Here is a 23,364-nt window from a genome sequence, read left to right as displayed (position 1 = left end):
CAAATATAATATTTTTTAATTAATCGGGGCTATTATTTCTAATTTTTGTATGCTCTTGACTTCCGCCGTGACAATTCGTTTCCTATGATATGGTCTATTGAAAATTTACCGGGACCGGCAATATACATCAATATAAATACGACCAAATAGATGAAAGCTAGCTCTTTAACTGCAAAAACGTCATTTGCATGAACTACAAAGAAGGCTACTATCATTGTGAAAATCATCGGGATCATTGCCAAGCGATACAGGAATCCGATGATAAATGCCATCGAACATACGAGTTCGCCAAAAATTGCTAATCCGAGAGATAGGGGACTTCCTATTCCAAGCGGATCAGGAAACACTGCTGACATCTCCTGGAAGTTACTCCATTTCTGGATACCATGGTTCATTAATAATATACCGAAGATGATCCGGACAGCCAATAGCAACAAAGATACCTTCGTTGTATTCGATTTTGTGGGAAATAAAAAACTATAAATCATAAGTTGTTCTATTTTTAAGTTTATATCTATTTATATAAACATAAAAAATCTTGAATTTGTTCTTTATTGATAGCAAAATTTGTTTGGACCTTATTCCTTATTTAAAACATAATGGTCTGCAAGTTCTCCGGTTATTTCTTGTTTATCCATTGTTAGCTTGCGTAAATGATTTTCTCCCACTTTATAATAAGAAAGTTCTCCGCCTTCTTCTTTAAGAGTCAACAGATTGTCTTTTAAAATATATGTACCTTTCTCGTCAAATGAGCTGTCTCTATCGATATATACGGAATGGAGGCTGAATGTTTTGTCCGGATTTAATGTCAGGGTTATTTCAATGCCCGGACAATCGGCAGCAGGGAAAACTCCTTTATAAGTCCCTTCGTAATCAAGTGAATTTTCCGCATTATGGATATCGGTTGCTTCGATTGAGGTGCTGTCTGCACCGGCACTCTTGTTTGTTTTCGCGCTATTGTTGCAGGCTGCCAAAAGGGCACATGAACATACTAAAATGAAAAATTTCTTCATAATTATTGCTTCTATTAGTTAGTCTAATTGAGTATATTGGACGTAAAGGTATAAATTTAAAATGGAATCTTTATAGTAAAAAGAAACGAACAACTTTATTTATGAATAAATAAACTTTGTATCTTTGCGGAAAATTCTAAAGAGATGGCACAACATACTTATGACAATGAAGCTGTTCAGGAATTATTGAACTGGGCAAAAAAGATGATTGAGACAAAGAATTATCCAACAGAAAGATATCAGGTCAATAAATGTACTACCATTATTGATGGTAAATCGTATTTGGAATCTTTGATTGCAATGATTTCGAGAAACTGGGAGAATCCGACTTTTCATCCTACTATTGAGCAATTATGGGAGTTTAGGGAAAAGTGGGAAAATAATAAAGAAGCATAGTAAATCGCGATTCAATGTTGAATGATAAATCATTTATGAATATGAAAATGCACTCTTATCTGACATGATTAGAGTGCATTTTTATTTATTAGTTTGATATTTATCAGCTTCCTAGAAAGGCAGCCACCTTTTCTTCTTTTTTAGGGATGTTTTTTCTTCTTCTCCGCTTTGGCTATAGACATCTGCAAACGTCTTTTTCTCTTTGATCATTTCGTAAATGACTCCCCAGTCCGGCAAACCACCCAGGTTTCGGTCGTCAATGAACATATCGGCTTTCAACTTTCGAGAGAATCCCTGATGGTCTTTCTGCTCTTCAGGATAGTCCTTATTAACGGCATAAAATTCTAAACCTCTGGCTTTACACCATTCGACAGCTTCGTCCAAAAGTGCTCCTTCACGCACACTCCATAGTATTAAACGATGCTTTTCTTGTTGCAATAACTTCAATGTGTCAATAGCGAATGGAATCTCTTCACCAATGCGTGGATAACGATGTTCTACAATCGTTCCGTCAAAATCAACAGCTATAATCATAGTTTTTAATTACCTAATTTGGAACAAAGATACGGACAGTAAGCCAAAAAAACGTATCTTTGTCTCAAATTAACATTTTAATAAAAATATAAATACATGAACAATTCCCCTCAGCGTGCTGCTAAAGGCTTTACGAGAGCATTTTGGGTCAGCAACACAGTCGAACTGTTTGAGCGTATGGCATATTATGCCGTTTTTATCGTTCTCACTATTTATCTATCTTCCATTTTAGGTTTTAATGATTTCGAAGCAAGTATGATTTCCGGGCTTTTTTCCGGTGGATTGTATCTGCTTCCTATTTTTTCCGGTGCTTATGCTGACAAGATCGGTTTCCGGAAATCAATGATTATAGCATTTTCCTTATTATCCATCGGATATTTAGGGTTGGGTGTACTGCCCACTTTGCTGGAAGCTGCCGGTTTGGTTAGCTATGGTGCCACTACTCAATTTAATGGTTTGCCTGATAGCTATACCCGGTGGATTATCGTGCCGGTTTTGTTTGTACTTATGGTGGGAGGTTCTTTCATTAAGTCCATTATCTCTGCTTCTGTGGCTAAAGAAACAACGGAAGCAACTCGTGCCCGTGGTTATTCCATATTTTATATGATGGTAAATGTGGGGGCTTTCACCGGTAAAACGATTATCGATCCTTTGCGTAATGTCATTGGTGAGCAAGCGTATATCTATATTAATTATTTCTCCGGTGCGATGACAATAGTTGCTTTACTTGCTGTTATTCTTCTTTATAAATCGACGCATACGGCAGGTGAAGGAAAAAGCCTCCATGAGATTGGACAGGGATTTATGCGAATCATTACAAACTGGCGTTTATTGATTCTTATTTTGATTGTTACTGGTTTCTGGATGGTGCAGCAGCAGCTTTATGCCACTATGCCTAAATATGTGATTCGTATGGCTGGCGAGACGGCAAAACCGGGTTGGATTGCCAATGTGAATCCGTTTGTGGTGGTTTGTTGCGTTAGTTTTATCACCCGTTTGATGGCCAAACGCAGTGCGATTACTTCGATGAATGTGGGAATGTTTTTGATTCCTATTTCGGCATTACTGATGGCATGTGGAAATCTGCTGGGTAATGATCTTATTACAGGCATGAGTAATATTACTCTGATGATGATTGCGGGTATAGTTGTGCAGGCGCTTGCCGAATGTTTCATTTCACCGCGTTATCTGGAATATTTCTCTTTACAGGCTCCTAAAGGAGAAGAAGGAATGTATTTAGGATTCAGTCATTTGCATTCATTCCTTTCCTCCATTTTCGGTTTTGGTCTGGCGGGAATTCTGCTCACTAAATATTGTCCGGATCCGGCTTTGTTCGAGACGAGGGAAGCATGGGAGGTAGCTAGTGGAAATGCCCATTATATATGGTATTACTTTGCTGCTATAGGTCTGATTGCCGCTGTAGCGCTACTATTATTTGCAAAAATCACCGAATCCATCGACAAAAAGAAGGAAGCTTCTCGGTAATTCTCTGCTTTTTTATGTATATTTGCCGTCACTTTGCTGTAAAAGTTGACGGCATTTTGCATTTTAATAAAGAGGATAAAACATGAAAGTAAAATTTATAAGCCTGGCGAGTGGCAGTAGTGGGAACTGTTATTATCTGGGCACTGAAACCTATGGGATACTGATAGATGCCGGAATCGGCATACGTACTATCAAAAAATCACTGAAAGATTATAATATCTTGATGGATAGTATTCGTGCGGTATTTATAACGCACGATCATGCCGACCATATTAAAGCAGTGGGTAATCTGGGAGAAAAAATGAATATTCCTGTTTATACAACTGCACGTATTCATGCTGGAATCAATCGTAGCTATTGTATGACGGAGAAACTTAGCTCGTCAGTTCGGTATCTGGAAAAGCAAGAGCCTATGACGCTGGAAGATTTTCACATCGAATCTTTTGAAGTGCCACACGATGGAACGGACAATGTGGGATATTGCATTGAAATTGACGGCAAAGTCTTTTCTTTCTTAACCGACCTTGGAGAAATTACTCCTACAGCTGCTTATTATATCAGTAAAGCCCATTATCTGATACTTGAAGCTAACTATGATGAGGAAATGCTCAAAATGGGCCCTTATCCTCAATATCTGAAGGAACGGATTGCAAGTAAAACCGGACACATGAGTAACTCTGATACTGCAGAGTTTCTGGCGGAAAATATCACTGAACATTTGCGATATATCTGGTTATGCCATTTAAGTAAAGACAATAATCACCCGGAGTTGGCTTATAAAACGGTGGAGTGGAAATTAAAGAACAAAGGTGTTATTGTAGGCAAAGATGTGCAACTGCTTGCTTTAAAGCGAAATACGCCTTCCGAGCTTTATGTGTTCGAATAAAGACGAAAAAAAGATAGTAAAAAAGCTGCATGATTGTTTGGTCAAATAAAATAAAAGACCTACTTTTGCAACCGCAAACGAGGAATTAAGCACTCTTAGCTCAGTTGGTAGAGCAACTGACTCTTAATCAGTGGGTCCAGGGTTCGAATCCCTGAGGGTGTACAAATTCGATGTTGCAATAAAAATAAAATGTTGCACTCTTAGCTCAGTTGGTAGAGCAACTGACTCTTAATCAGTGGGTCCAGGGTTCGAATCCCTGAGGGTGTACAAAGATTATTAAAAGGAGAACCTAAAAAGTTCTCCTTTTTTGTTTTGTTGAGAGTCTTTTGTTGTTACAGTTCAGTTGTGGGAATAAAAAATGGGTCAGTCCGAAAAAATACCGCTACTCAAAGCTATATTCGGCTTTGGGCAGCGGTATTTTTATAGTGTAACTACTGTCTGTTAGAACTTGAAGAAGTTCTTGGCATTGTTGTAGCTGATATCTTCAATCATTTGGTTTACACGATCCATTTCAGATGCCGGAATTTCTCCGTTTTCTACGTCGCGTCCTACCAGGTTACACAATGTACGGCGGAAATATTCATGACGCGGGTAGGATAGGAAGGAACGAGAGTCTGTCAACATACCTACGAAGCGGCTCAAAAGACCGAGTACTGACAAAGCATTCATTTGTTTTTCCATACCATCTTTCTGGTCAAGGAACCACCATCCGGAACCAAATTGGATTTTTCCCGGGATAGAACCATCCTGGAAGTTACCCAGCATTGTTGCAATCACTTCGTTAGCGCATGGGTTCAAGTTGTAGAGGATTGTTTTAGTCAATTTTCCATTAGTGTTCAGGCGATCAAGGAATTTAGCCATTGCTTTGGCAGTTGTGAATTCACCGATAGAATCGAAACCTGTATCAGCACCCAGTAATTTAAACATCTTCGTGTTATTGTTACGAATAGCGCCGTAATGGAATTGTTGAGTCCATCCTTTTTCCCAGTCCATTTCACCGAAGATCACAAGCATTGCCGATTTGAATTTCAGAATTTCTTCCTTGGTCAATTCTGCACCACCATATACCTTATTAAAGATGGCTTTGATTTCAGCATCTGTGTAATCTTCTGCGTAGAATTCTTCAATACCATGGTCAGACAGACGGCAGCCTTGTTCTGCGAAGAAGTCATGACGTTTGCGCAAAGCAGCGATCATATCATCAAAGTTGGAGATGGTAACACCGCTTACCTCTGCCAGTTTTTCTACATAACTGCGGAAATCTGCAGGGACTTCTACAGCCATAGCCTTATCAGGACGCCATGTTGGTAACATCTTGATTTCAAATCCGCTTTCGCGTGTTTTGATATGATATTCCAATGAATCGATAGGATCATCCGTTGTGCAAACAGTTTCTACATGATAACGACGCATCATTCCACGAGCTGAATATTCGGGTTGAGCCAGTTTCTCGTTACATTCATCGTAAATTTCACGTGCGGTTTGTGGATTCAATATTTTATTGATACCAAATGCAGTTTTCAGTTCGAGATGAGTCCAGTGGTACAATGGATTGCGGAAAGTGTAAGGTACTGTTTCCGCCCATTTTTCAAATTTTTCCCAGTCTGTGGTATCTTTTCCCGTACAGAAACGTTCGTCTACACCATTTGTACGCATTGCACGCCATTTGTAGTGGTCACCGCCCAGCCAGATTTCAGTCAGTGATTTAAACTTGTAGTCGTCAGCTACCATTTGAGGGATAAGGTGACAGTGATAGTCGATAATCGGCATTTTAGCCGCATGCTCGTGATACAACTTTTGCGCAGTTTCTGTTTGCAGCAAGAAGTTTTCGTCCATGAAGTTCTTCATTATTACTGTGTTTTAAGTATATAAAATTATTACTTTCTGTATTTATACCTATATAGTATTGATTTTAAAGCTAATAGGCGTAAATCTCGTTTTAGTTTTATTAACCGTTATCGAACACAAAAATAGAAAATTTACTTGGAGTAACAAAATAATTCGTATATTTGCAGCGATTATTTATAATATTTAAGTTTTAGCACTATGGAGGACCAGAACTATACCATTAAAGACATTGCCCGTATGGCCGGTGTTTCCGCCGGAACGGTTGACAGGGTGTTGCACAATCGCGGTGACGTGTCTCCCAAAAGCAAAGCCAAAGTACAAAAGGTGTTGGATGAGATTCATTATCAGCCCAATGTGTTTGCTATCGGTTTGGCTGCTAAAAAGAAATATTCTTTCCTCTGTTTGATACCTTATTATATAGAGCATGATTATTGGCATTCGGTAGTAGGGGGGATTGAGCGTGCCCGGCAAGAGTTGCGTCCTTTTAATGTGAGTATAGATTATCTGTGCTATCACCATGGGGATGAGAAGAGTTATCAGGAAGCCTGCCTTTCCATAAAAGAAAAGAATGTGGATGCGGTATTGATTTCTCCGAATTTTCGGGAAGAGACACTGGCGCTGACAGCCTATTTACAGGAAAATAAGATCGCTTATGCTTTTGTCGATTTCAATATGGAAGAAGCGAAAGCATTGACATATATCGGGCAGGATTCATATAAGAGCGGATATATCGCAGCGAAAATATTGATGCGCAATTATTCGGCAGGAGAAGGCCAGGAGTTGGTTTTGTTTTTAAGTAACAATAAAGATAATCCGGCTGAAATACAGATGCAACGCCGTTTGGATGGTTTTATGAGTTACATTGCCGAAGAATATAATAACTTGGTAATCCATGAGGTAGTACTTAATAAATCCGATCAGGAAAGTAACCAACAGACATTGGATGAGTTTTTTCAGGCACATCCGAAGGCTTTACTGGGAGTTGTATTTAATTCCAGAGTGTATCAGTTGGGAGAGTATCTTCGTCATGCGGGACGTAGCATGAAAGGACTGATAGGATATGACCTTCTGAAAGCAAACGTAGATTTATTAAAATCCGGTGATGTGCATTATTTAATCGGGCAACGTCCGGGTTTGCAAGGATATTGTGGGGTGAAGGCTTTGTGCGATCATGTCGTGTTTAAGAAGTCTGTTGAACCTGTAAAATACATGCCTATTGATATCCTGATAAAGGAAAACATTGATTTTTATTTTGAATTTGTATAATATCAACTTTATAAATTACAACTAACATGAAAGCATTAAACAAAGAAACTGCTCCTAAAACACAACGTCCGGAGCGTATTATCCAATTTGGCGAAGGTAACTTTTTACGTGCATTTGTAGATTGGATTATTTATAACATGAACCAGAAAGCTGATTTCAACAGCAGTGTAGTAGTGGTTCAACCGATTGATAAAGGGATGGTCGATATGCTGAATGCACAAGATGATCTTTATCATGTAAACCTTCAAGGATTGGATAAAGGAGAGGCTGTTAACAGCTTGACAATGATTGATGTAATCAGCCGCGCTTTAAACCCATATACTCAAAATGACGAGTTTATGAAGTTGGCAGAGCAACCTGAAATGCGTTTTGTTATTTCAAACACTACAGAGGCTGGTATTGCTTTTGATCCGGCTTGTAAACTTGAAGATGCTCCTGCTTCATCTTATCCGGGTAAGCTGACTCAATTACTCTATCATCGTTTTAAAACATTCAATGGTGATAAGACAAAAGGTTTGATTATTTTCCCTTGCGAGCTTATTTTCCTGAATGGTCATAAGTTGAAAGAAACAATTTATCAATATATTGAATTGTGGAACCTGGGAAACGAGTTTAAAACTTGGTTTGAAGAAGCTTGTGGTGTATATGCAACATTGGTAGACCGTATTGTTCCGGGATTCCCGCGCAAGGATATTGCTGCTATCAAAGAAAAACTGCAATATGATGATAATCTGGTTGTTCAGGCTGAAATTTTCCATTTGTGGGTGATTGAAGCTCCGCAGGAAGTTGCAAAAGAGTTCCCGGCTGACAAGGCAGGCTTGAATGTATTGTTTGTACCGTCAGAAGCTCCTTATCACGAACGTAAGGTTACTTTGCTGAATGGCCCGCATACAGTTCTTTCTCCGGTTGCTTATCTCTCGGGAGTGAATATTGTGCGTGATGCTTGCCAGCACGAAGTGATTGGTAAATATATCCACAAGGTAATGTTTGACGAACTGATGGAAACTTTGAACTTGCCGAAGGATGAGTTGGAGAAATTTGCAAATGATGTATTGGAACGCTTCAACAATCCGTTCGTGGATCATGCAGTAACCAGTATCATGCTGAATTCTTTCCCTAAATACGAAACTCGTGATTTGCCGGGATTGAAGACTTATCTGGAACGTAAAGGTGAACTTCCTAAAGGACTGGTGCTTGGATTAGCTGCTATCATTACTTATTATAAAGGTGGTGTACGTGCTGATGGTGCTGAAATTGTTCCGAATGATGCTCCTGAAATCATGAACCTGCTGAAAGAACTTTGGGCAACAGGTTGCACAAAGAAAGTTGCTGAAGGTGTTCTGGCTGCAGATTTTATCTGGGGAGAAGATTTGAATAAGATTCCGGGATTGACAGAAGCCGTAAAAGCTGATTTGGATTCTATTCAGGAAAAAGGAATGCTTGAGACCGTTAAAGGTATTCTGTAAGATATAAGATATAACCTAAGGTTGATAAAAGTAGAGGGCATTTTGGTAGAGTATACAACTATCAAAATGCCCTTAACTGTTAGATAATTAAGAGGCGGTAAGTTATTAATTGTTAAAAATCAAATTTGCATTCTTCGTATTTTTTATTTCCATAACCTTCTTTTTCTTCGTTTTCACGGTTTGAAAAGGCTCAAATCCTTAATGACCGATTTTGTCTCTTTTTATATGAATTATTATTCTACTTTTTTGTTTTATAAATGCTTGGTTTATAAGGGGAAAACGAATTTGATATGATGAATATTGCATAAAAAAGTCATCTGTAAAATACAATGAATCAAGACCTTTTTTACCATGGTAATCTTGCTTGTAAATCTCGTAATGTGTTCATACCTTTGTTGCGAAGTCAATAGTGTGGCTTCCTAATATTGTTTAACTTTTTAATCTTAGGCGTATATGGCTATCAGATATAAAAAGAAAAAAATCACCTTATGTTTCGATAAGGAAAATAAGGTAGAAAAGTATGTTGCAGCAAACGTTCTAGTTGGGAGCATCAACTATAACAAGTTATGTGATGAAGTAAATCAGCGGACAGGCGTTCATCGGGCTATGGTGGATGTGGTACTGAAAGGAGTGCAAGATACTATGGTGTCATTTTTAGAAGAAGGATTCTCTGTAAAGTTGGGAGAGTTCGGTTCATTTCGTCCAGCTATTAATGCCGAGAGCCAAGATAAAGCTGAAGACGTGAGTGTTAATACCATTATTAGGAGGAAGATAGTCTTTACTCCGGGAGGTGCATTCAAGGAAATGCTTGGATCAGCTAGTATAGAACTGTTTGGAGATAACGTAACCAATCCTAACGGGGATAACGGTGGAGAACCTAGCGAAGGAGGTGGCTCTTCTGGAGGAGATTCGGGAGAAGCTCCGGATCCGGCAGCTTAATTCTTACTAAAAAATAACTTTAGATAGGGAAGGTTCTTTCAGGAGCTTTCCCTATTTTTTTGATATTTCGGGTAGAAATGCTCTAATTCGCCGTTGGGCAATGGTGAATTTGTGGTTGCCTGACGACATTTTTTCCGTTGCCCAACGGTGAATTTACTGTTAGGTGCAAAATTTTAGTAAGATTTGTATGCGGAAAGTAGGATTTCTACTGGATTTATAATTTGTTTTTCTATCTCTTTTTATCACCTATTTTATCAAAAAGTAAGAAGTATCTTGATTTTTCTTCTGTTAGCTTCTTCTAGAAAAATTATTTGTGAAAATATTTTTAATCTTTGCCGCGTTATAGCAGTAGATTGTTCAAACGCGTATTATCCTCAAGATACAATGAAGATAATTAATCTTCAATATTGCTTTTCATCTCATTTTATCCCAAATTTGCAGTCTCAATACCCCAAGAGTGTTGTTTATGCGAAATATTTTCTATCTTTGTAGCGTTGCAGCAATAGTGTTTGCATGTGCAACATTACATATTAATAGATGAAAGTGTTTAGCTTTTATCCTTGTTAGGAAATCTGGTAAATTTCAATTGACATAAGGATAGCAATAACACTCATCACTTGTATAGTCGTGTGTAATTTTATATTGCATATATATACGAGTGTGGGGTATTGTTTATTTATGTCAAGGTTTTACCAGAACCTCCTAACAGATAAACTAACGACTCCACACTTTTTTTATAGACTTACCACTGCTAAGGAGTTGAGGTGGCGACAAAAACTCTAATAATTATGATGAAAAAGACAGTATTCTTTTTCTTAATGATTGCAGCTTTAAGTACTTCATTCTATAGCTGCAAAACAAACACTGATGATTTATGGGATAGTATTCATCAATTGGATGGCAGGGTAACTTCACTTGAAGAACTCTGTAAACAGATGAATGGAAACATTGGGGCGTTGCAAACGTTACTACAAGCTTTGCAAAGTAATGTAAGCATCACAAAAGTAAATCCTGTTACAGAAGGTGGTAAGACGGTTGGTTACACTATTTCTTTTTCAAAGGGAGATCCCATTACTATTTATCATGGAGAAAAGGGGGATAAAGGTGATACGGATATTGCCGGTAAGGATGGAGTAACGCCGGTGGTTGGCGTGAGACGAGATACGGATAATGTTTATTATTGGACGTTAAACGGGGAATGGTTAATTGATGATGCTGGGAATAAAGTAAAGGCAGTAGGTGAAGATGGAAAAGATGGAGAAAATGGTATAGATGGTAAACCTGGTATGGATGGCATTACTCCACAATTGAAAATAGAAAATGGTCGTTGGTGGCTGTCGGTGAATAATGGCAGTACGTGGTCGAATATAGGGCAGGCTACAGGTGATACTGGTAAAGATGGAGTGGATGGTGACGATATGTTTAGTGATATAGATTACACTTCCAGTCAGGACTTTGTTACTTTTACCTTGTCGAATGGAACTGTTATAAAACTGCCGACTTGGTATGCTTTTGGCAAATTGCAAAGCTTGTGTGAACAGATGAATACTGATATTTCGTCTATACAATCAATCATTGAAGCACTACAACAAAAAGATGGTATAACTAATGTGGTACCTTTGAATGATAATGGGAAGGTGATTGGTTATAAACTTTATTTTGAAAAACGTGAACCGATAACCATATATCATGGTAAAGATGGGGCAGATGGTAATGATGGTCAAGACGGTTCGGATGGCAAGGATGGGGTGACACCTGTTGTCGGAGTGAAGCAAGATACCGACGGTATCTATTATTGGACGTTGAATGGAGATTGGATGAAAGATGATAATAGTAATAAGATAAAGGCACAAGGTGTTGACGGCTCGAATGGAAATGATGGACAAGATGGTACAGACGGTAATAACGGTGTTACTCCGCAATTGAAGATAGAAGAAGACGGCTATTGGTATATATCTTATGACAATGGTTCAAACTGGACAAAACTTGGAAAAGCGACCGGTGCGGATGGAACAAGTGGAGACGCTTTCTTCAAGAATGTGACGGAGGATGATGATTATGTTTATTTGGAGATGCAAGCCGGAAACATTATCTCCGTACCCAAACACAAAAAGCTGTCTATCACTTTCAATGAAACGGAGGATATACGGGTATTGGCCAATCAGACTTATCCCATTCAATATACTATTACGGGGGCTACAGATAAGACAGTAGTGAAAGCTTTGGCGCAAGATGGTTTCCGTGCTGTGGTAAAATCCTCGGGTAATGCTTCTGGAGTAATTGAGGTAAGTACACCGGGAACGATACTTAGTAGTGAGGTATTGGTTTTCGTCTCCGATGGTGAGGAACGGACTATCATGCGTTCTATCAATTTTGTGGAAGGAGTGATTAATATCACCGATCGTTCTTATACAGTTCCTTATACTGGTGGTACAGTGAGTGTGCAGCTTTCCACTAATATCGATTATACCATAGAAATTCCAGAAGCGGATAAAACATGGATTTCTATCGCTCCGACATCACGTGTCGTAATGCGGGATGAAACGATTACATTCAATGTACAACAAAATAATAGTACTCAATTGCGCTATTCGATTATTAAATTGGTTGATAAATTGGGAGTTACTTCTGAAACAATACAGATTACTCAACGTGGAGGAAGTTCGCAGGATATCTACGTGGCAACAGCAGGAACTTTGGAACAACAAATTGATAGTGAAGACGCTAAAATTATAGAAGAGTTGAAAATCACAGGATATCTGAATACCTTTGATTACGAGTTTTTAAAGACTATGCCTAACTTAAAAACGGTAGATCTTTCAGAATTGGGTGATGTAAGTATACCTGCTAGTGCCTTTAATAGTTCTAAAGTTTCTACGGTGTTGTTACCTTTGAACTTGAAAACAATTTCAGATAGAGCGTTTTATAATAGTTCTATTACTTCCATTTATATACCTCAGACAGTAGAAAGTATTGGTCAATATGCTTTTGCGAACACTCTTAAATTAACAGGGAATATTGTGATTCCTTCAAAAACTGCAACTATTGGAGAACGCGCTTTTGAATATTCTGCTTTTAACGGGACTTTGATATTAGAAGAGGGAGTGCAGAGTATTGGAACAGCAGCATTTGCTGGTTGTAGCAAAGTAACAGGAGACTTAGTGATACCGAATAGTGTAACAAGTATGAAAGGGTCTGCATTTCAATCTTCTACTTTTACAGGTTCATTGAGTATAGGAAATGGGTTAACGGATATTCCGGCTTATGCTTTTCATGGTTGTAGCTCTTTTAAAGGAAAAATTACTATTGGAGAAAATGTTAAGAGTATTGACGATCATGCTTTTGAAGGATGTGCAGGATTTACTGGTAACTTGGTAATTCCTAATAAGGTTGAGACTATTGGTATTTATGCTTTTTATGCTTGTATTGGATTTGATGGATATTTAAGTATCGGAAATTCAATGAAATCTATTGGAAAGTGTGCATTTGTCGGAGAAGAAAAAAATTGGGAAAGGAACTGTGCCTAGCACTGTAGGACCGGATAAAGAGTATGCTCGATGTTCTTGGACTCCCATATTTAATAAGGTATATTGTAAAGCTATAGAATCACCTACATTAGGAATAGAAAATTTATTTGATGGTTATAAGAATGTTTCAGTCTATATCGTCTTTGGAACTAGTCATACTGTGAAATATGGGGGGAGGTCCCATGTATATTCCCGAGCCGACCATGTGTAATGAAAATTATCCTCAATATCTATTTATTCCAATAAATGCTTCAGGATATGATAAGAATGGATGGGGAGGATTTGAAATTAAATCAGAAGTCGAATTTTAAACTATATAATTATGAATAACTCAGGTTCAAATCCTTGCAACCAAATTTGTAAAAAACAAGTCGCATACGACAAGGCCGTTGAAGCCTATCAGTTCCATGTACAGCGTTATCATACATGGGTTAACTATTACGCCATTTTTGTTGGCGCTTTGTTTGTGGCATTTTATACCATTATACCGCAATCAGAAAATGTTCAATGCAGTCCTTGCAGTGGAACTATTTTTTCATTTTTAGATAGTATATGGCTACCACTTTTGATTATTACTTTAGGATGGTTTGCTTCTATGTGTTGGCTGGCTAGTATTATTGGGCATTATGAATGGATGAAGAGTTGGATACGAATCGTGAAAAAGAGAGAGGTCGATTTCTTTGAAACAACTTCAAGTCAACCATCCAATATCTCACCGGTTTCATCTGAAATATTTGTATATGGAAAAGTAATGAGAGAACCGGATAGAAGTGTACCTAATAATATGCTGCCCAAGTTTATCTCAACTCAAAAAGTAACTCAATGGTTTGTATGGAGTGTTATTTTAATGTGGATAGCAAGCTCTGTTTTTCTTTGGAGATTTGTAGACTATTATTGGTGGATTCCCTCTTTCGGTTATTCACTTCTTACGGCTATAATTGGATATTGCCTTTATGGGAAAGCTCATAAATTGTATTCTTCGGAACATCTGGATATAGCTTGAACATAAAACAATGAAAAAAGGATAGGAATATTACCAATATATAGATTCCTATCCTTTTTTATTTCTGTTCATATTGGTAATGCCATTTAATATGAACTAGAATTGTACTTCCTACGAATCGAATGATTCAAAAACAATAAAAAGAAGATTAAACTTTATCTGTTTCCAGATATATTCATTAACTTTGTAATTAGCTCAAATTAGCTTTATACAGGATTTAATATGGAAAATCTGATTGAATTATCACATACTGAAGTGACATTAGCATTTGTAGCGTCCTGCATTGAAAGTACGGCACGCCGATTAGGTAAATCATATCAAGAAGTTTTTACCCGCATGAAGCGTGTAGGTATGATTGAGAATTACATCTTGCCTTGCTATGATGTATTACATACCGAGAGTCGCGAGCATGTGACTGATAATATGATAGAATGTCTGACAACTTGGGAGGCAAAACGATGAAAATAACAGTATATCATGGAGGAACGGAACGAGTTGATGTTCCTATTTGTCGTTTAGGAAGGGAGAATCTTGATTTTGGTCGTGGATTCTATGTTACAGACATCAAAGAGCAGGCTTGTCGTTGGGCTATTGCAACGGCTAAGCGACGCAACACCCAAGCCATTATTAATATTTACCAACTTGATAGAGAACTTGTTTTGGAAAAGGCTCGTTGTAAGGTGTTCAAAGCTTACGATTCGGAATGGTTGGAATTTATTGTAGCCAGTCGTCGTGGACTGAATCCAGCGGCAAATTATGATTATATAGAGGGAGGTGTCGCGAATGACCGGGTAATTGATACGGTAAATTTATATATGTCTGGTTTGATGAGTGCTGATGTGGCATTACAGCGTCTTGCTCAACACCAACCAAATAATCAGATTTGTTTGTTAAACCAAAGTATTACGGATAAATACCTTATTTATGATGGAACAGAACTGGCAGAATGATCCTGTAAAGTCTCCTGAAATTCAAGAGATAATATTAAGTAATCGTATCGGTATCATTGCTGCCGAACTTTCAAAACGCTTGGAAATTACTCCAGTCAGAGCATTGCAATTGTTTTATGAAAGCAAGACTTGCGCTGACTTGCATGACAAGGAAACAGGGCTTTATCTTTATGGTAATCTCTATATCGCTGATGAATTCATGCGAGAGTATCAAAATAAGTTATAAGTTCATTCAGCCGTATGCAAAATAAATGTGGTAGCTCCAATTGTCACAATAGCGCCATCTTCAATACGTACACGGTCTTTATCTCCCAGAATTTCATTCATAAGGAAAGTACCTGTGAGACTAGGAGCATCTCGTAATGTGTAGACTAGCTTTCCTTGCTTATTACGCTTTATATTAATGATGCAATGGCGTCGATCCATGCTCATATCACCACTTTCAATGGGAGTATTAATGTTTGTTCCTACGCAACGGCGGCCTATGACATTGTCACCTTCTTGCAAGGGAAGTAACTGTTTAAAACCAAATACATTTTCGATTACAGTGATATATCCGAACTCTTCTTTATGAGATTCAGCTTCTTCTTCCAGGTTTTCTTCCTTTCTAAGAGCCTTAACTTTACTTTTTCCTAGCCGGATACTGAATTGCTTGCCACAATGTTCGCATTCAAATACCAGTGATTGGCCTTCACTATACTTGGTTTCATCAAAATAAAGATAATTCTCACATTTAGGACAAAGAACTCGTTTCATGCTTTTTAAAAGGGATTTTTATTTAGCCAGTAACCAGGCATTCTTATAAGTTTCGTTTTTTCTTAGCTCAAGTAATTGCTTGGTCGCTTCATCACGGTTGTTGAATGAACTGATACTGACACGTACTTTGCCATCAGTGCTCAGAGCTTTTGCATCTGCAAATCCTTTTGATTTTAATTGGTTCGCAATAACTTCTGCATCTTTCAGGCTGATTCCTCCTGCCACTATGATATGAAAAGGATGATTTGCACTTTCTTGAGATTTCACTGCAGGAGCAGGAGCCGCTGTTTCCTGTTTTACCACTTTCACTTCTCTTACTGCGATCGGTTTGGAAGTCTTGGCTTTATCCGTTGTATGCTTTTTAGCAGAAGAAGTTTTGGTTGAAGCGGAAGAAGCGGAAGAAGCAGAAAGCTTCTTTGCTTGTTGCGCAGCATCGTTCTTAACATAAACAGGAGTTACTGCAACCGATTGCTTTTCTATTTGCTCAAAAAGCTCGCTGGGCAATAACTGTGCATAATTGTTCTTTTGAACGTCGGTATTCTCTACCGGAGTTGAAAAGGCAAAGAACAGTACGATGGCAGCAATCATTGCTGCAGCATTGCGGAGATACGCGCGGTTGATACTAATTTCAAAAGTCTTCTTTTCCTTTTCCTGATAAGTCGGTACCAATACTTTTTCTTTCTGCTGCAGAGCCGAAAGTTCATGTATTTCAAAAGAGTCGAGACCATATAATGAAGGAGTTGTTATCTTATAATCATAAGGAACGAACTCGTAGTTACCATAAATATTATAATGAATCTCGCCTATATTATCCAGATGGGCTTTCCCTTCTTCATGAAGGAGACCGATAAATTCGTTTACTTCTTTTTCTACTATACGGCTGGCGTCAGCAAAACTTGTGTCGTATACTGACATATAAGATTGCACCAGTACGCCGTCATTCAGTTTTAATTGAGGATTAAAACCAATTATACGGGTAGGAGGTAAAAATATATTTTCTTCCTTTGCGCGGGTTGCGGGCGAATAATGCGCTACAAAACCACCAAATCCCGGAACAATGACGCAGTCGTTTTCCAGTAGTAAAGTCTCTATATGTTGTGCCAATTCAATCATGTCTGCAAAATTAAGAGATAAATTGAATATATCCCAGAAAACTTCGAAAAATTCACTACTTTTGCATCGTTTTATTTATCACTATCAATAATGAACTATATACAGACAGAAATAGATGGAGTATGGCTGATCGAGCCTAGAGTTTTCTCCGATGAACGGGGCTATTTTATGGAAGCCTATAAGAAAGAAGAGTTTGAAGCCAATATTGGTCCCGTAAACTTTATACAGGACAACGAGTCGAAATCATCTTTTGGTGTATTGCGTGGATTGCACTATCAAAAAGGAGAACATAGTCAGGCGAAACTGGTTCGTGTTCTTAAAGGAGAAGTGCTCGACGTTGCCGTTGATTTGCGTAAATCATCGCCTACGTTTGGAAAGCATGTTTGTGTATTGCTTAGTGAAGAAAACAAGAGACAATTTTTTATTCCCCGTGGTTTTGCTCATGGCTTTGCTGTCTTGAGTGAAGAAGCTGTTTTTACATATAAGGTAGATAATAAGTATGCTCCGCAGGCAGAAGCCTCTATTTTATATAATGACGAAGCATTGGGGATCGACTGGCCGTTGGCAGAGTCGCAAATGTTATTATCTGCGAAAGACAGAGAGGGAACTGCTTTCAAAGACGCCGTTTATTTTGAATGAATTTCTAAACAAACAATAGATTAAGTATGAAAATTGCAATCGTGGGAACAGGGTATGTGGGTCTGGTGTCAGGCACATGTTTTGCCGAAATTGGCGTGAATGTAACGTGCGTAGACACGAACAAAGAGAAAATCGAATCTTTGCAAAAGGGGAACATTCCAATTTATGAAAATGGATTGGAAGAGATGGTACTCCGTAATATGAAAGCAAAGCGATTGAAGTTTACTACCTCATTGGAAAGTTGTCTGGATGAAGTGGAAGTTATATTCAGTGCAGTTGGAACTCCTCCGGATGAAGATGGCAGCGCTGATTTGAAATACGTATTGGAGGTGGCCCGTACCATTGGTCGCAACATGAAACAGTATAAATTGGTAGTTACCAAAAGTACCGTTCCGGTAGGCACTGCCAGTAAGGTTCGTGCGGTTATTCAGGAAGAACTGGATAAGAGAGGCGTGAAGGTTGATTTTGATGTGGCTTCTAATCCGGAATTCCTTAAAGAAGGAAATGCTATCAGTGACTTTATGAGCCCGGACCGCGTGGTAGTGGGAGTGGAGTCGGCACGTGCGGAGAAATTGATGTCCAAACTATATAAACCATTCTTATTGAATAATTTCCGTGTGATTTTCATGGATATTCCGTCTGCGGAAATGACTAAATATGCGGCAAATTCGATGCTGGCAACCCGTATAAGCTTTATGAATGATATTGCAAACTTGTGCGAGATTGTTGGTGCGGATGTGAATATGGTGCGTAGCGGAATAGGTTCGGATACCCGTATCGGACGTAAGTTTCTGTATCCGGGCATCGGATATGGTGGTTCTTGTTTCCCAAAAGATGTGAAGGCATTGATTAAAACGGCAGAACAGAATGGTTATACCATGCGGGTACTTACAGCTGTGGAAGAAGTGAATGAGAACCAAAAAAGCGTCTTGTTCGAAAAGCTAGTGAAGCAGTTTAATGGTGATTTGCAAGGTAAGACAGTTGCTTTGTGGGGATTGGCATTTAAACCGGAAACGGATGATATGCGTGAGGCTCCGGCATTAGTCCTGATTGATAGATTGCTCAAAGCTGGTTGTAAAGTACGTGCATACGATCCGGCTGCCACGCAAGAATGTAAGCGTAGGATTGGCGACACCATCTATTATGCTTGCGATATGTACGATGCCGTACTGGATGCTGATGTGTTGATGCTGGTTACCGAATGGAAAGAATTCCGTCTGCCTTCATGGGCCGTTATCAAGAAAACGATGTCCCGGCAGATTGTGTTGGACGGGCGTAATATATATGATAAAAAAGAGATGGAAGAACTCGGATTTATTTATCACTGTATTGGTAAATAAAAAAATAAGAGTATCTTTATACAAAACTAAAATAGATGATGAAAAATGTGGCTGTATCGTTAATGGCAATCTTTTTCGCGGCATGTAGCGGCAATAAGAATCCCCATTCTCTTCAACAAGAGAAGGAGGATCTTAGTGCAAAAGGGCTACTGCAGGGAATTTGGCTGGACGATGAAACGGAGAGCCCGTTGATGCGTGTAGAAGGAGATACGATCTACTATGCAGATGTGCAAAGTACTCCCATTGCATTTAAAATAATACGGGATACTCTTTATACTTATGGAAATGATACTACTTATTACAAGATTGATAAGCAGGCAGAACATATATTCTGGTTTCATTCCATAACGGATGATGTGATTAAGCTACATAAATCCGAAGATGCCAATGATTCAATCTATTTTGTCCGTCAGGAATTAGTAATTCCGGCATATACGGAAGTAACCAAACGTGATAGTGTGGTGACTTATAATGGCACTCGCTATCGTGCATACGTATATATTAATCCTTCTAAAATGAGAGTCATCAAGACGACTTATTCCGAAGACGGGATTAGCATGGATAATGTATACTATGATAATGTGATGCACATTTGTGTGTATGAAGGTAAAAAGAGCCTGTTTGCCAGCGATGTTACCAAACAGATGTTTGACAAAGTACTTCCTGTCGATTTTCTGGAGCAATCCATCCTGTCAGATACAAAGTTTGTGAAAGTAGACCGGAACGGTTTTCATTATCAGGCTGTCTTGGCCATTCCGGAAACTTCCATATATAGCATTGTAAATATGGAAGTAAGTTTTAAAGGAGATTTGACTATCATTTCATCCAAAAAAAAAAGCACCATACATTCAGATCGTATAGTGCCGGATTAAAAAGCCTTGCTTTAATTTTGTCTGGGGGGAGACGGACGGTTATTTCTCTTTCCTCCGTTATTATTATTCCTTTTTCCCCGGAAATCTTTTCTTTTGTAGTTGCCACCCTTGCCCTTGCTAAAAGAACGTGGCTTGTATTCCGGAGCTTCTCCCAATTCTTCAGGAATAGGAATTTTATAAATCTCTTTTTCCAGGAAGTTCTCAATACTTTTGAAGTTGCTTTGCTCTTTCTCGCTGATAAACGTAAGTGCTACGCCATCGTTGTTGGCACGTGCCGTACGTCCGATGCGGTGTACATAATCCTCGCTATCGTGAGGCACGTCGAAGTTGATAACCAGTCGAATATCATCAATGTCGATACCACGTGCAACGATATCCGTAGCTACCAATATATTGATTCGTCCGGCTTTAAACTCGTGCATAACAGTTTCCCGTTGAGCCTGTTCCAGATCCGAATGCATTTCCCCTACATTCAGTTTCATGGACTTCAAGGCCTTAGCCACTTCTTTGACTTTGATTTTGGAAGAAGCAAAGACGATCACACGCTCCGGAACTTCATCCATAAAAAGACTGCGTATAATTCCCAACTTTTGATTCTCGTAACAAACATATGCCGCCTGAATAATCTTTTCTGCAGGTTTAGAAACTGCAAGCTTTATCTCTGACGGATTATTTAAGATTGTGTTTGCCAATTGCTGAATCTTTGCAGGCATTGTTGCAGAAAACATGATTGTCTGTCGTTCCTTCGGCAGATATTTCGCAATTTGCATGATATCTTCATAAAATCCCATGTCGAGCATCCGGTCTGCTTCATCCAGAATAAAATAAGAAACCTTGGAAAGATCTACATATCCAAGGCTTAAATGGGCGATCAGACGTCCGGGAGTAGCAATAACAACATCAGCTCCTAAAGTGAGTCCTTTTTTCTGTTGTTCGAACAATACTCCATCATTTCCACCGTATACGGCAACACTCGATACCGGCATGAAATAAGAAAACCCTTCCATTTGCTGGTCAATCTGTTGGGCCAATTCCCGGGTAGGAGACATGATGACACAATTAATCGCATCTTCCGGATGTTTACCTTCAGATAATTTATTCAATATAGGCAGTAGAAATGCGGCCGTTTTACCTGTTCCTGTCTGTGCTACTGCGATCAAATCTTTACCCTCAAGTATGATTGGAATTGCCTGCTCCTGTATAGGCGTACATTCGTCAAATCGCATGGCATCAAGCGCCTCAAGCACATTTGCATTTAATTGTAGTTCGGAAAACTTCATTCTTTTATTTAATTTGTCAGCAAAGATAATCTATTTTTTTGTCTAATTACATATTCAAGTAAGAATCTTTGAATCCGAGGAAATAGAGCACCCCATCCAGTCCGATGGTGTTGATCGATTGCTTGGCATTTGCCACCACTTTAGGCTTTGCGTGGAAGGCAATTCCCAGTCCGGCAACCCCTAGCATAGGGAGGTCGTTAGCTCCGTCTCCTACAGCGATGGTCTGTGCAATATCCACCTTTTCCACTTGTGCAATGAGGCGGAGCAATTCAGCTTTCCGTTTTCCGTCTACTACATCTCCCAGGTAACGTCCGGTCAGTTTGCCATCAATAATTTCCAGTTCGTTGGCATAGACGTAATCTATACCGTATTTTTTTTGCAGGTATTGACCGAAATAAGTGAATCCTCCCGAAAGGATGGCGATTTTGTAACCGTACTTCTTCAATACATACATCAGCCGCTCTACACCCTCTGTGATAGGCAAGCTCTCGGCTATTTCCTGCATTACCGATTCGTCCAGCCCTTTCAATAGTGCTACACGGCGGGTAAAGCTTTCTGTAAAGTCTATTTCTCCACGCATGGCGCTTTCTGTGATGGCCTTTACTTCGTCGCCTACACCGGCACGGATAGCCAGTTCGTCAATCACCTCTGTTTCGATTAATGTAGAGTCCATATCAAAACAGATTAGACGGCGCATACGACGGTACATATTATCCTGTTGGAAAGAAAAGTCCATTTCCAGTTCGCTGGCCAACTTCATCAGCTTCTCCTGCATCGCAATGCGATCTTTCGGAGTACCTCTCACTGAAAACTCAATGCAAGCCCTGGTACGTGTATCTGCCTGACATTCATCCAACGGGATACGACCTGTCAGACGTTTAATAGCATCGATATTCATGCCCTGCTCGGCTAAGATGCTTGTAGCGGCAGAAATCTGTCGGGCGGAAAGCTTGCGTCCCAGAACCGTCAGGATATAACGGTTTTTCCCTTGCATACCTACCCAGTTTTCATATTGCTCGGTGGTGATAGGTTCAAACCGGATGGTCACTCCCAGAGAAGAAGCCTTGAACAACAGTTCCTTCATAATGAATCCGGAATGTCTTTCTTCACTCTTGAACAGGATACCCAGCGATAATGTATTATGAATATCTGCCTGGCCGATATCGAGAATCGTGGCATCATATTTGGCAAGGATTTCGGTCACGGAAGCAGTCAGTCCCGGGCGATCTTCGCCGGTAACTCGAATCAGAATCAATTCAGTATTTGATGGTTGCATAAAAAATAGACTTTAACTCTGCAAAAGTAGAGAAAAAAGTTCGTTTTTATGCTAAATAACATAAAAAGTTATACCCCAAAAGTGAGATTTTTGCTTATTTGCTTGGAAGTTAATTTAATATTTACTTACCTTTGCACCCGGTTTCAAAAATAAAGGCTCTGATAATCAGCGGATTCCTCTTCGCCTGATGCCTGAAAAGACAACGTTTCGGGAAGAAACCACTGTTTAAGGACAGGCCCGGATAGTATTAACTAAAACCTAATTACATGAAGCATGTAAAATGGATTTTTGTTGTATTACTGATTTGTTCCTTGACCGCTTTCGTTGAGAAAGACAAACCTACCGGAGGTTTGAGTGAGGGTGACGTAGCCCCTGATTTTAAAATCGAATCTACGTCAGACGGGCAACCCGCCTTTAAATTGGGAAATTTGAAAGGTAAATATGTGTTGCTAAGTTTTTGGGCAAGTTATGACGCGCAGTCCCGGATGCAAAATGTAAGTTTGAGCAATGCGCTTCGTTCTTCTCATAATGTGGAAATGGTTTCTATTTCATTTGACGAATATCAGTCAATATTTAAGGAAACCGTTCGTAAGGATCAAATAGTTACGCCCACTTGTTTCGTGGAAACAGAAGGCGAGGATTCCGGCTTATTTAAGAAGTACCGTTTAAACCGGGGATTCACTAACTATTTATTGGATGGAAATGGTGTAATTATAGCCAAAAACATCTCTGCTGCAGATCTTTCTGCTTATGTAAAAGAAGTCGGTTAACGATT

23 protein-coding genes and 2 tRNA genes are annotated in these 23,364 nt (G+C 39.1%); 17 read left to right on the top strand and 8 right to left on the bottom strand.

The genetic code is table 11. The features are described from left to right. Positions 1-38: 38 nt before the first annotated feature. Together NXV01_RS17475 and NXV01_RS17470 are read right to left on the bottom strand one after the other, a co-directional pair. Positions 39-488 carry a DoxX family protein gene (locus NXV01_RS17475; protein ID WP_004303298.1) on the bottom strand — a complete coding sequence of 150 codons (450 nt, stop codon included), beginning with the start codon at positions 486-488 and terminating at the stop codon, positions 39-41. Positions 489-578: 90 nt separating this feature from the next. Beyond that, positions 579-1,013 carry a copper resistance protein NlpE gene (locus NXV01_RS17470; RefSeq protein WP_148366646.1) on the bottom strand — a complete coding sequence of 145 codons (435 nt, stop codon included), beginning with the start codon at positions 1,011-1,013 and terminating at the stop codon, positions 579-581. 144 nt (positions 1,014-1,157) lie between these two features. Between NXV01_RS17470 and NXV01_RS17465 the strand changes: the two genes are divergently transcribed. Then, positions 1,158-1,409, top strand: coding sequence for a DUF6965 family protein (locus NXV01_RS17465; RefSeq protein ID WP_148366647.1), 252 nt, complete (start codon positions 1,158-1,160; stop codon positions 1,407-1,409). Between the two features lie 111 nt (positions 1,410-1,520). Here the strand turns inward: NXV01_RS17465 and NXV01_RS17460 are convergent, their stop codons facing one another. Beyond that, the gene (locus tag NXV01_RS17460) at positions 1,521-1,943 is read right to left on the bottom strand and encodes a BT0820 family HAD-type phosphatase (RefSeq protein WP_148366648.1); all 423 of its coding nucleotides are present in this window, start codon (positions 1,941-1,943) and stop codon (positions 1,521-1,523) included. A 96-nt stretch (positions 1,944-2,039) separates the two neighbouring features. On the opposite strand from NXV01_RS17460, the gene NXV01_RS17455 reads away from it, so the two are divergent. The 4 genes from NXV01_RS17455 to NXV01_RS17440 all read left to right on the top strand — a co-directional run bounded on the left by NXV01_RS17455 (position 2,040) and on the right by NXV01_RS17440 (position 4,581). Then, positions 2,040-3,428, top strand: coding sequence for a peptide MFS transporter (locus NXV01_RS17455; RefSeq protein WP_234133443.1), 1,389 nt, complete (start codon positions 2,040-2,042; stop codon positions 3,426-3,428). An 82-nt stretch (positions 3,429-3,510) separates the two neighbouring features. After that, positions 3,511-4,314: an MBL fold metallo-hydrolase gene (locus tag NXV01_RS17450; protein ID WP_148366649.1), complete on the top strand. Its 804-nt coding sequence runs from the start codon at positions 3,511-3,513 to the stop codon at positions 4,312-4,314. A gap of 89 nt (positions 4,315-4,403) precedes the next feature. Next, positions 4,404-4,476 (top strand) — tRNA-Lys (locus tag NXV01_RS17445). 32 nt (positions 4,477-4,508) lie between these two features. Continuing rightward, positions 4,509-4,581 (top strand) — tRNA-Lys (locus NXV01_RS17440). Between the two features lie 174 nt (positions 4,582-4,755). Here the strand turns inward: NXV01_RS17440 and uxaC are convergent. Then, a complete protein-coding gene (gene uxaC, locus NXV01_RS17435) occupies positions 4,756-6,162 on the bottom strand; it encodes a glucuronate isomerase (RefSeq protein WP_148366650.1) in 1,407 nt (468 codons plus the stop codon). Between the two features lie 198 nt (positions 6,163-6,360). Between uxaC and NXV01_RS17430 the strand changes: the two genes are divergently transcribed. The 8 genes from NXV01_RS17430 to NXV01_RS17395 all read left to right on the top strand — a co-directional run bounded on the left by NXV01_RS17430 (position 6,361) and on the right by NXV01_RS17395 (position 15,539). Beyond that, a complete protein-coding gene (locus tag NXV01_RS17430) occupies positions 6,361-7,428 on the top strand; it encodes a substrate-binding domain-containing protein (protein WP_004303151.1) in 1,068 nt (355 codons plus the stop codon). Between the two features lie 26 nt (positions 7,429-7,454). Continuing rightward, positions 7,455-8,894 (top strand): tagaturonate reductase, encoded by a 1,440-nt coding sequence (locus tag NXV01_RS17425; RefSeq protein WP_122137190.1) that lies wholly within the window; start codon positions 7,455-7,457, stop codon positions 8,892-8,894. A gap of 453 nt (positions 8,895-9,347) precedes the next feature. Continuing rightward, complete coding sequence (locus tag NXV01_RS17420) at positions 9,348-9,833, top strand: HU family DNA-binding protein (protein ID WP_004316197.1); 486 nt, start codon at positions 9,348-9,350, stop codon at positions 9,831-9,833. Positions 9,834-10,621: 788 nt separating this feature from the next. Further along, complete coding sequence (locus NXV01_RS17415) at positions 10,622-13,360, top strand: PL29 family lyase N-terminal domain-containing protein (RefSeq protein WP_259022953.1); 2,739 nt, start codon at positions 10,622-10,624, stop codon at positions 13,358-13,360. Positions 13,361-13,682: 322 nt separating this feature from the next. Further along, positions 13,683-14,363: a hypothetical protein gene (locus NXV01_RS17410; protein WP_259022952.1), complete on the top strand. Its 681-nt coding sequence runs from the start codon at positions 13,683-13,685 to the stop codon at positions 14,361-14,363. 222 nt (positions 14,364-14,585) lie between these two features. Next, complete coding sequence (locus NXV01_RS17405) at positions 14,586-14,825, top strand: DUF3791 domain-containing protein (protein ID WP_008017560.1); 240 nt, start codon at positions 14,586-14,588, stop codon at positions 14,823-14,825. Further along, on the top strand, positions 14,795-15,313 hold the full coding sequence (locus NXV01_RS17400) for a DUF3990 domain-containing protein (protein WP_122137197.1): 519 nt from the start codon (positions 14,795-14,797) through the stop codon (positions 15,311-15,313). The genes NXV01_RS17405 and NXV01_RS17400 overlap by 31 nt, the downstream gene beginning before the upstream one ends. Continuing rightward, entirely contained in the window at positions 15,288-15,539 is a 252-nt protein-coding gene (locus NXV01_RS17395) for a hypothetical protein (RefSeq protein WP_122137198.1), read from the top strand. The genes NXV01_RS17400 and NXV01_RS17395 overlap by 26 nt, the downstream gene beginning before the upstream one ends. A 2-nt stretch (positions 15,540-15,541) precedes the next feature. Here the strand turns inward: NXV01_RS17395 and NXV01_RS17390 are convergent, their stop codons facing one another. Together NXV01_RS17390 and NXV01_RS17385 are read right to left on the bottom strand one after the other, a co-directional pair. Then, positions 15,542-16,069: an FHA domain-containing protein gene (locus NXV01_RS17390; RefSeq protein WP_117937916.1), complete on the bottom strand. Its 528-nt coding sequence runs from the start codon at positions 16,067-16,069 to the stop codon at positions 15,542-15,544. Positions 16,070-16,087: 18 nt separating this feature from the next. Then, positions 16,088-17,182, bottom strand: coding sequence for an SPOR domain-containing protein (locus NXV01_RS17385; RefSeq protein ID WP_259022951.1), 1,095 nt, complete (start codon positions 17,180-17,182; stop codon positions 16,088-16,090). Positions 17,183-17,272: 90 nt separating this feature from the next. Here NXV01_RS17385 and rfbC point away from each other — a divergent pair, with 90 nt between their 5' ends. From rfbC to NXV01_RS17370, 3 genes are read left to right on the top strand one after another with little or no spacing between them, the layout of a single operon-like run. Beyond that, positions 17,273-17,821: a dTDP-4-dehydrorhamnose 3,5-epimerase gene (gene rfbC, locus NXV01_RS17380; protein WP_004295903.1), complete on the top strand. Its 549-nt coding sequence runs from the start codon at positions 17,273-17,275 to the stop codon at positions 17,819-17,821. Between the two features lie 26 nt (positions 17,822-17,847). Next, positions 17,848-19,161: a UDP-glucose/GDP-mannose dehydrogenase family protein gene (locus NXV01_RS17375; protein ID WP_148366658.1), complete on the top strand. Its 1,314-nt coding sequence runs from the start codon at positions 17,848-17,850 to the stop codon at positions 19,159-19,161. A gap of 35 nt (positions 19,162-19,196) precedes the next feature. After that, positions 19,197-20,033, top strand: coding sequence for a DUF4738 domain-containing protein (locus tag NXV01_RS17370; protein WP_259022950.1), 837 nt, complete (start codon positions 19,197-19,199; stop codon positions 20,031-20,033). A gap of 11 nt (positions 20,034-20,044) precedes the next feature. On the opposite strand, the gene NXV01_RS17365 is transcribed toward NXV01_RS17370, so the two are convergent. Next, complete coding sequence (locus NXV01_RS17365) at positions 20,045-21,313, bottom strand: DEAD/DEAH box helicase (RefSeq protein ID WP_259022949.1); 1,269 nt, start codon at positions 21,311-21,313, stop codon at positions 20,045-20,047. A 46-nt stretch (positions 21,314-21,359) separates the two neighbouring features. Continuing rightward, a complete protein-coding gene (gene serB, locus NXV01_RS17360) occupies positions 21,360-22,589 on the bottom strand; it encodes a phosphoserine phosphatase SerB (protein WP_004311666.1) in 1,230 nt (409 codons plus the stop codon). 266 nt (positions 22,590-22,855) lie between these two features. Between serB and NXV01_RS17355 the strand changes: the two genes are divergently transcribed. Then, entirely contained in the window at positions 22,856-23,359 is a 504-nt protein-coding gene (locus tag NXV01_RS17355) for a thioredoxin-like domain-containing protein (protein ID WP_148366661.1), read from the top strand. Positions 23,360-23,364 lie beyond the last annotated feature (5 nt).

Source organism: Bacteroides sp. BFG-606 (genome assembly GCF_024788145.1).
In the GTDB taxonomy this organism is placed as follows: Bacteria; Bacteroidota; Bacteroidia; order Bacteroidales; family Bacteroidaceae; genus Bacteroides; species Bacteroides vicugnae.
This window is presented reverse-complemented; position numbering and strand designations above follow the sequence as displayed.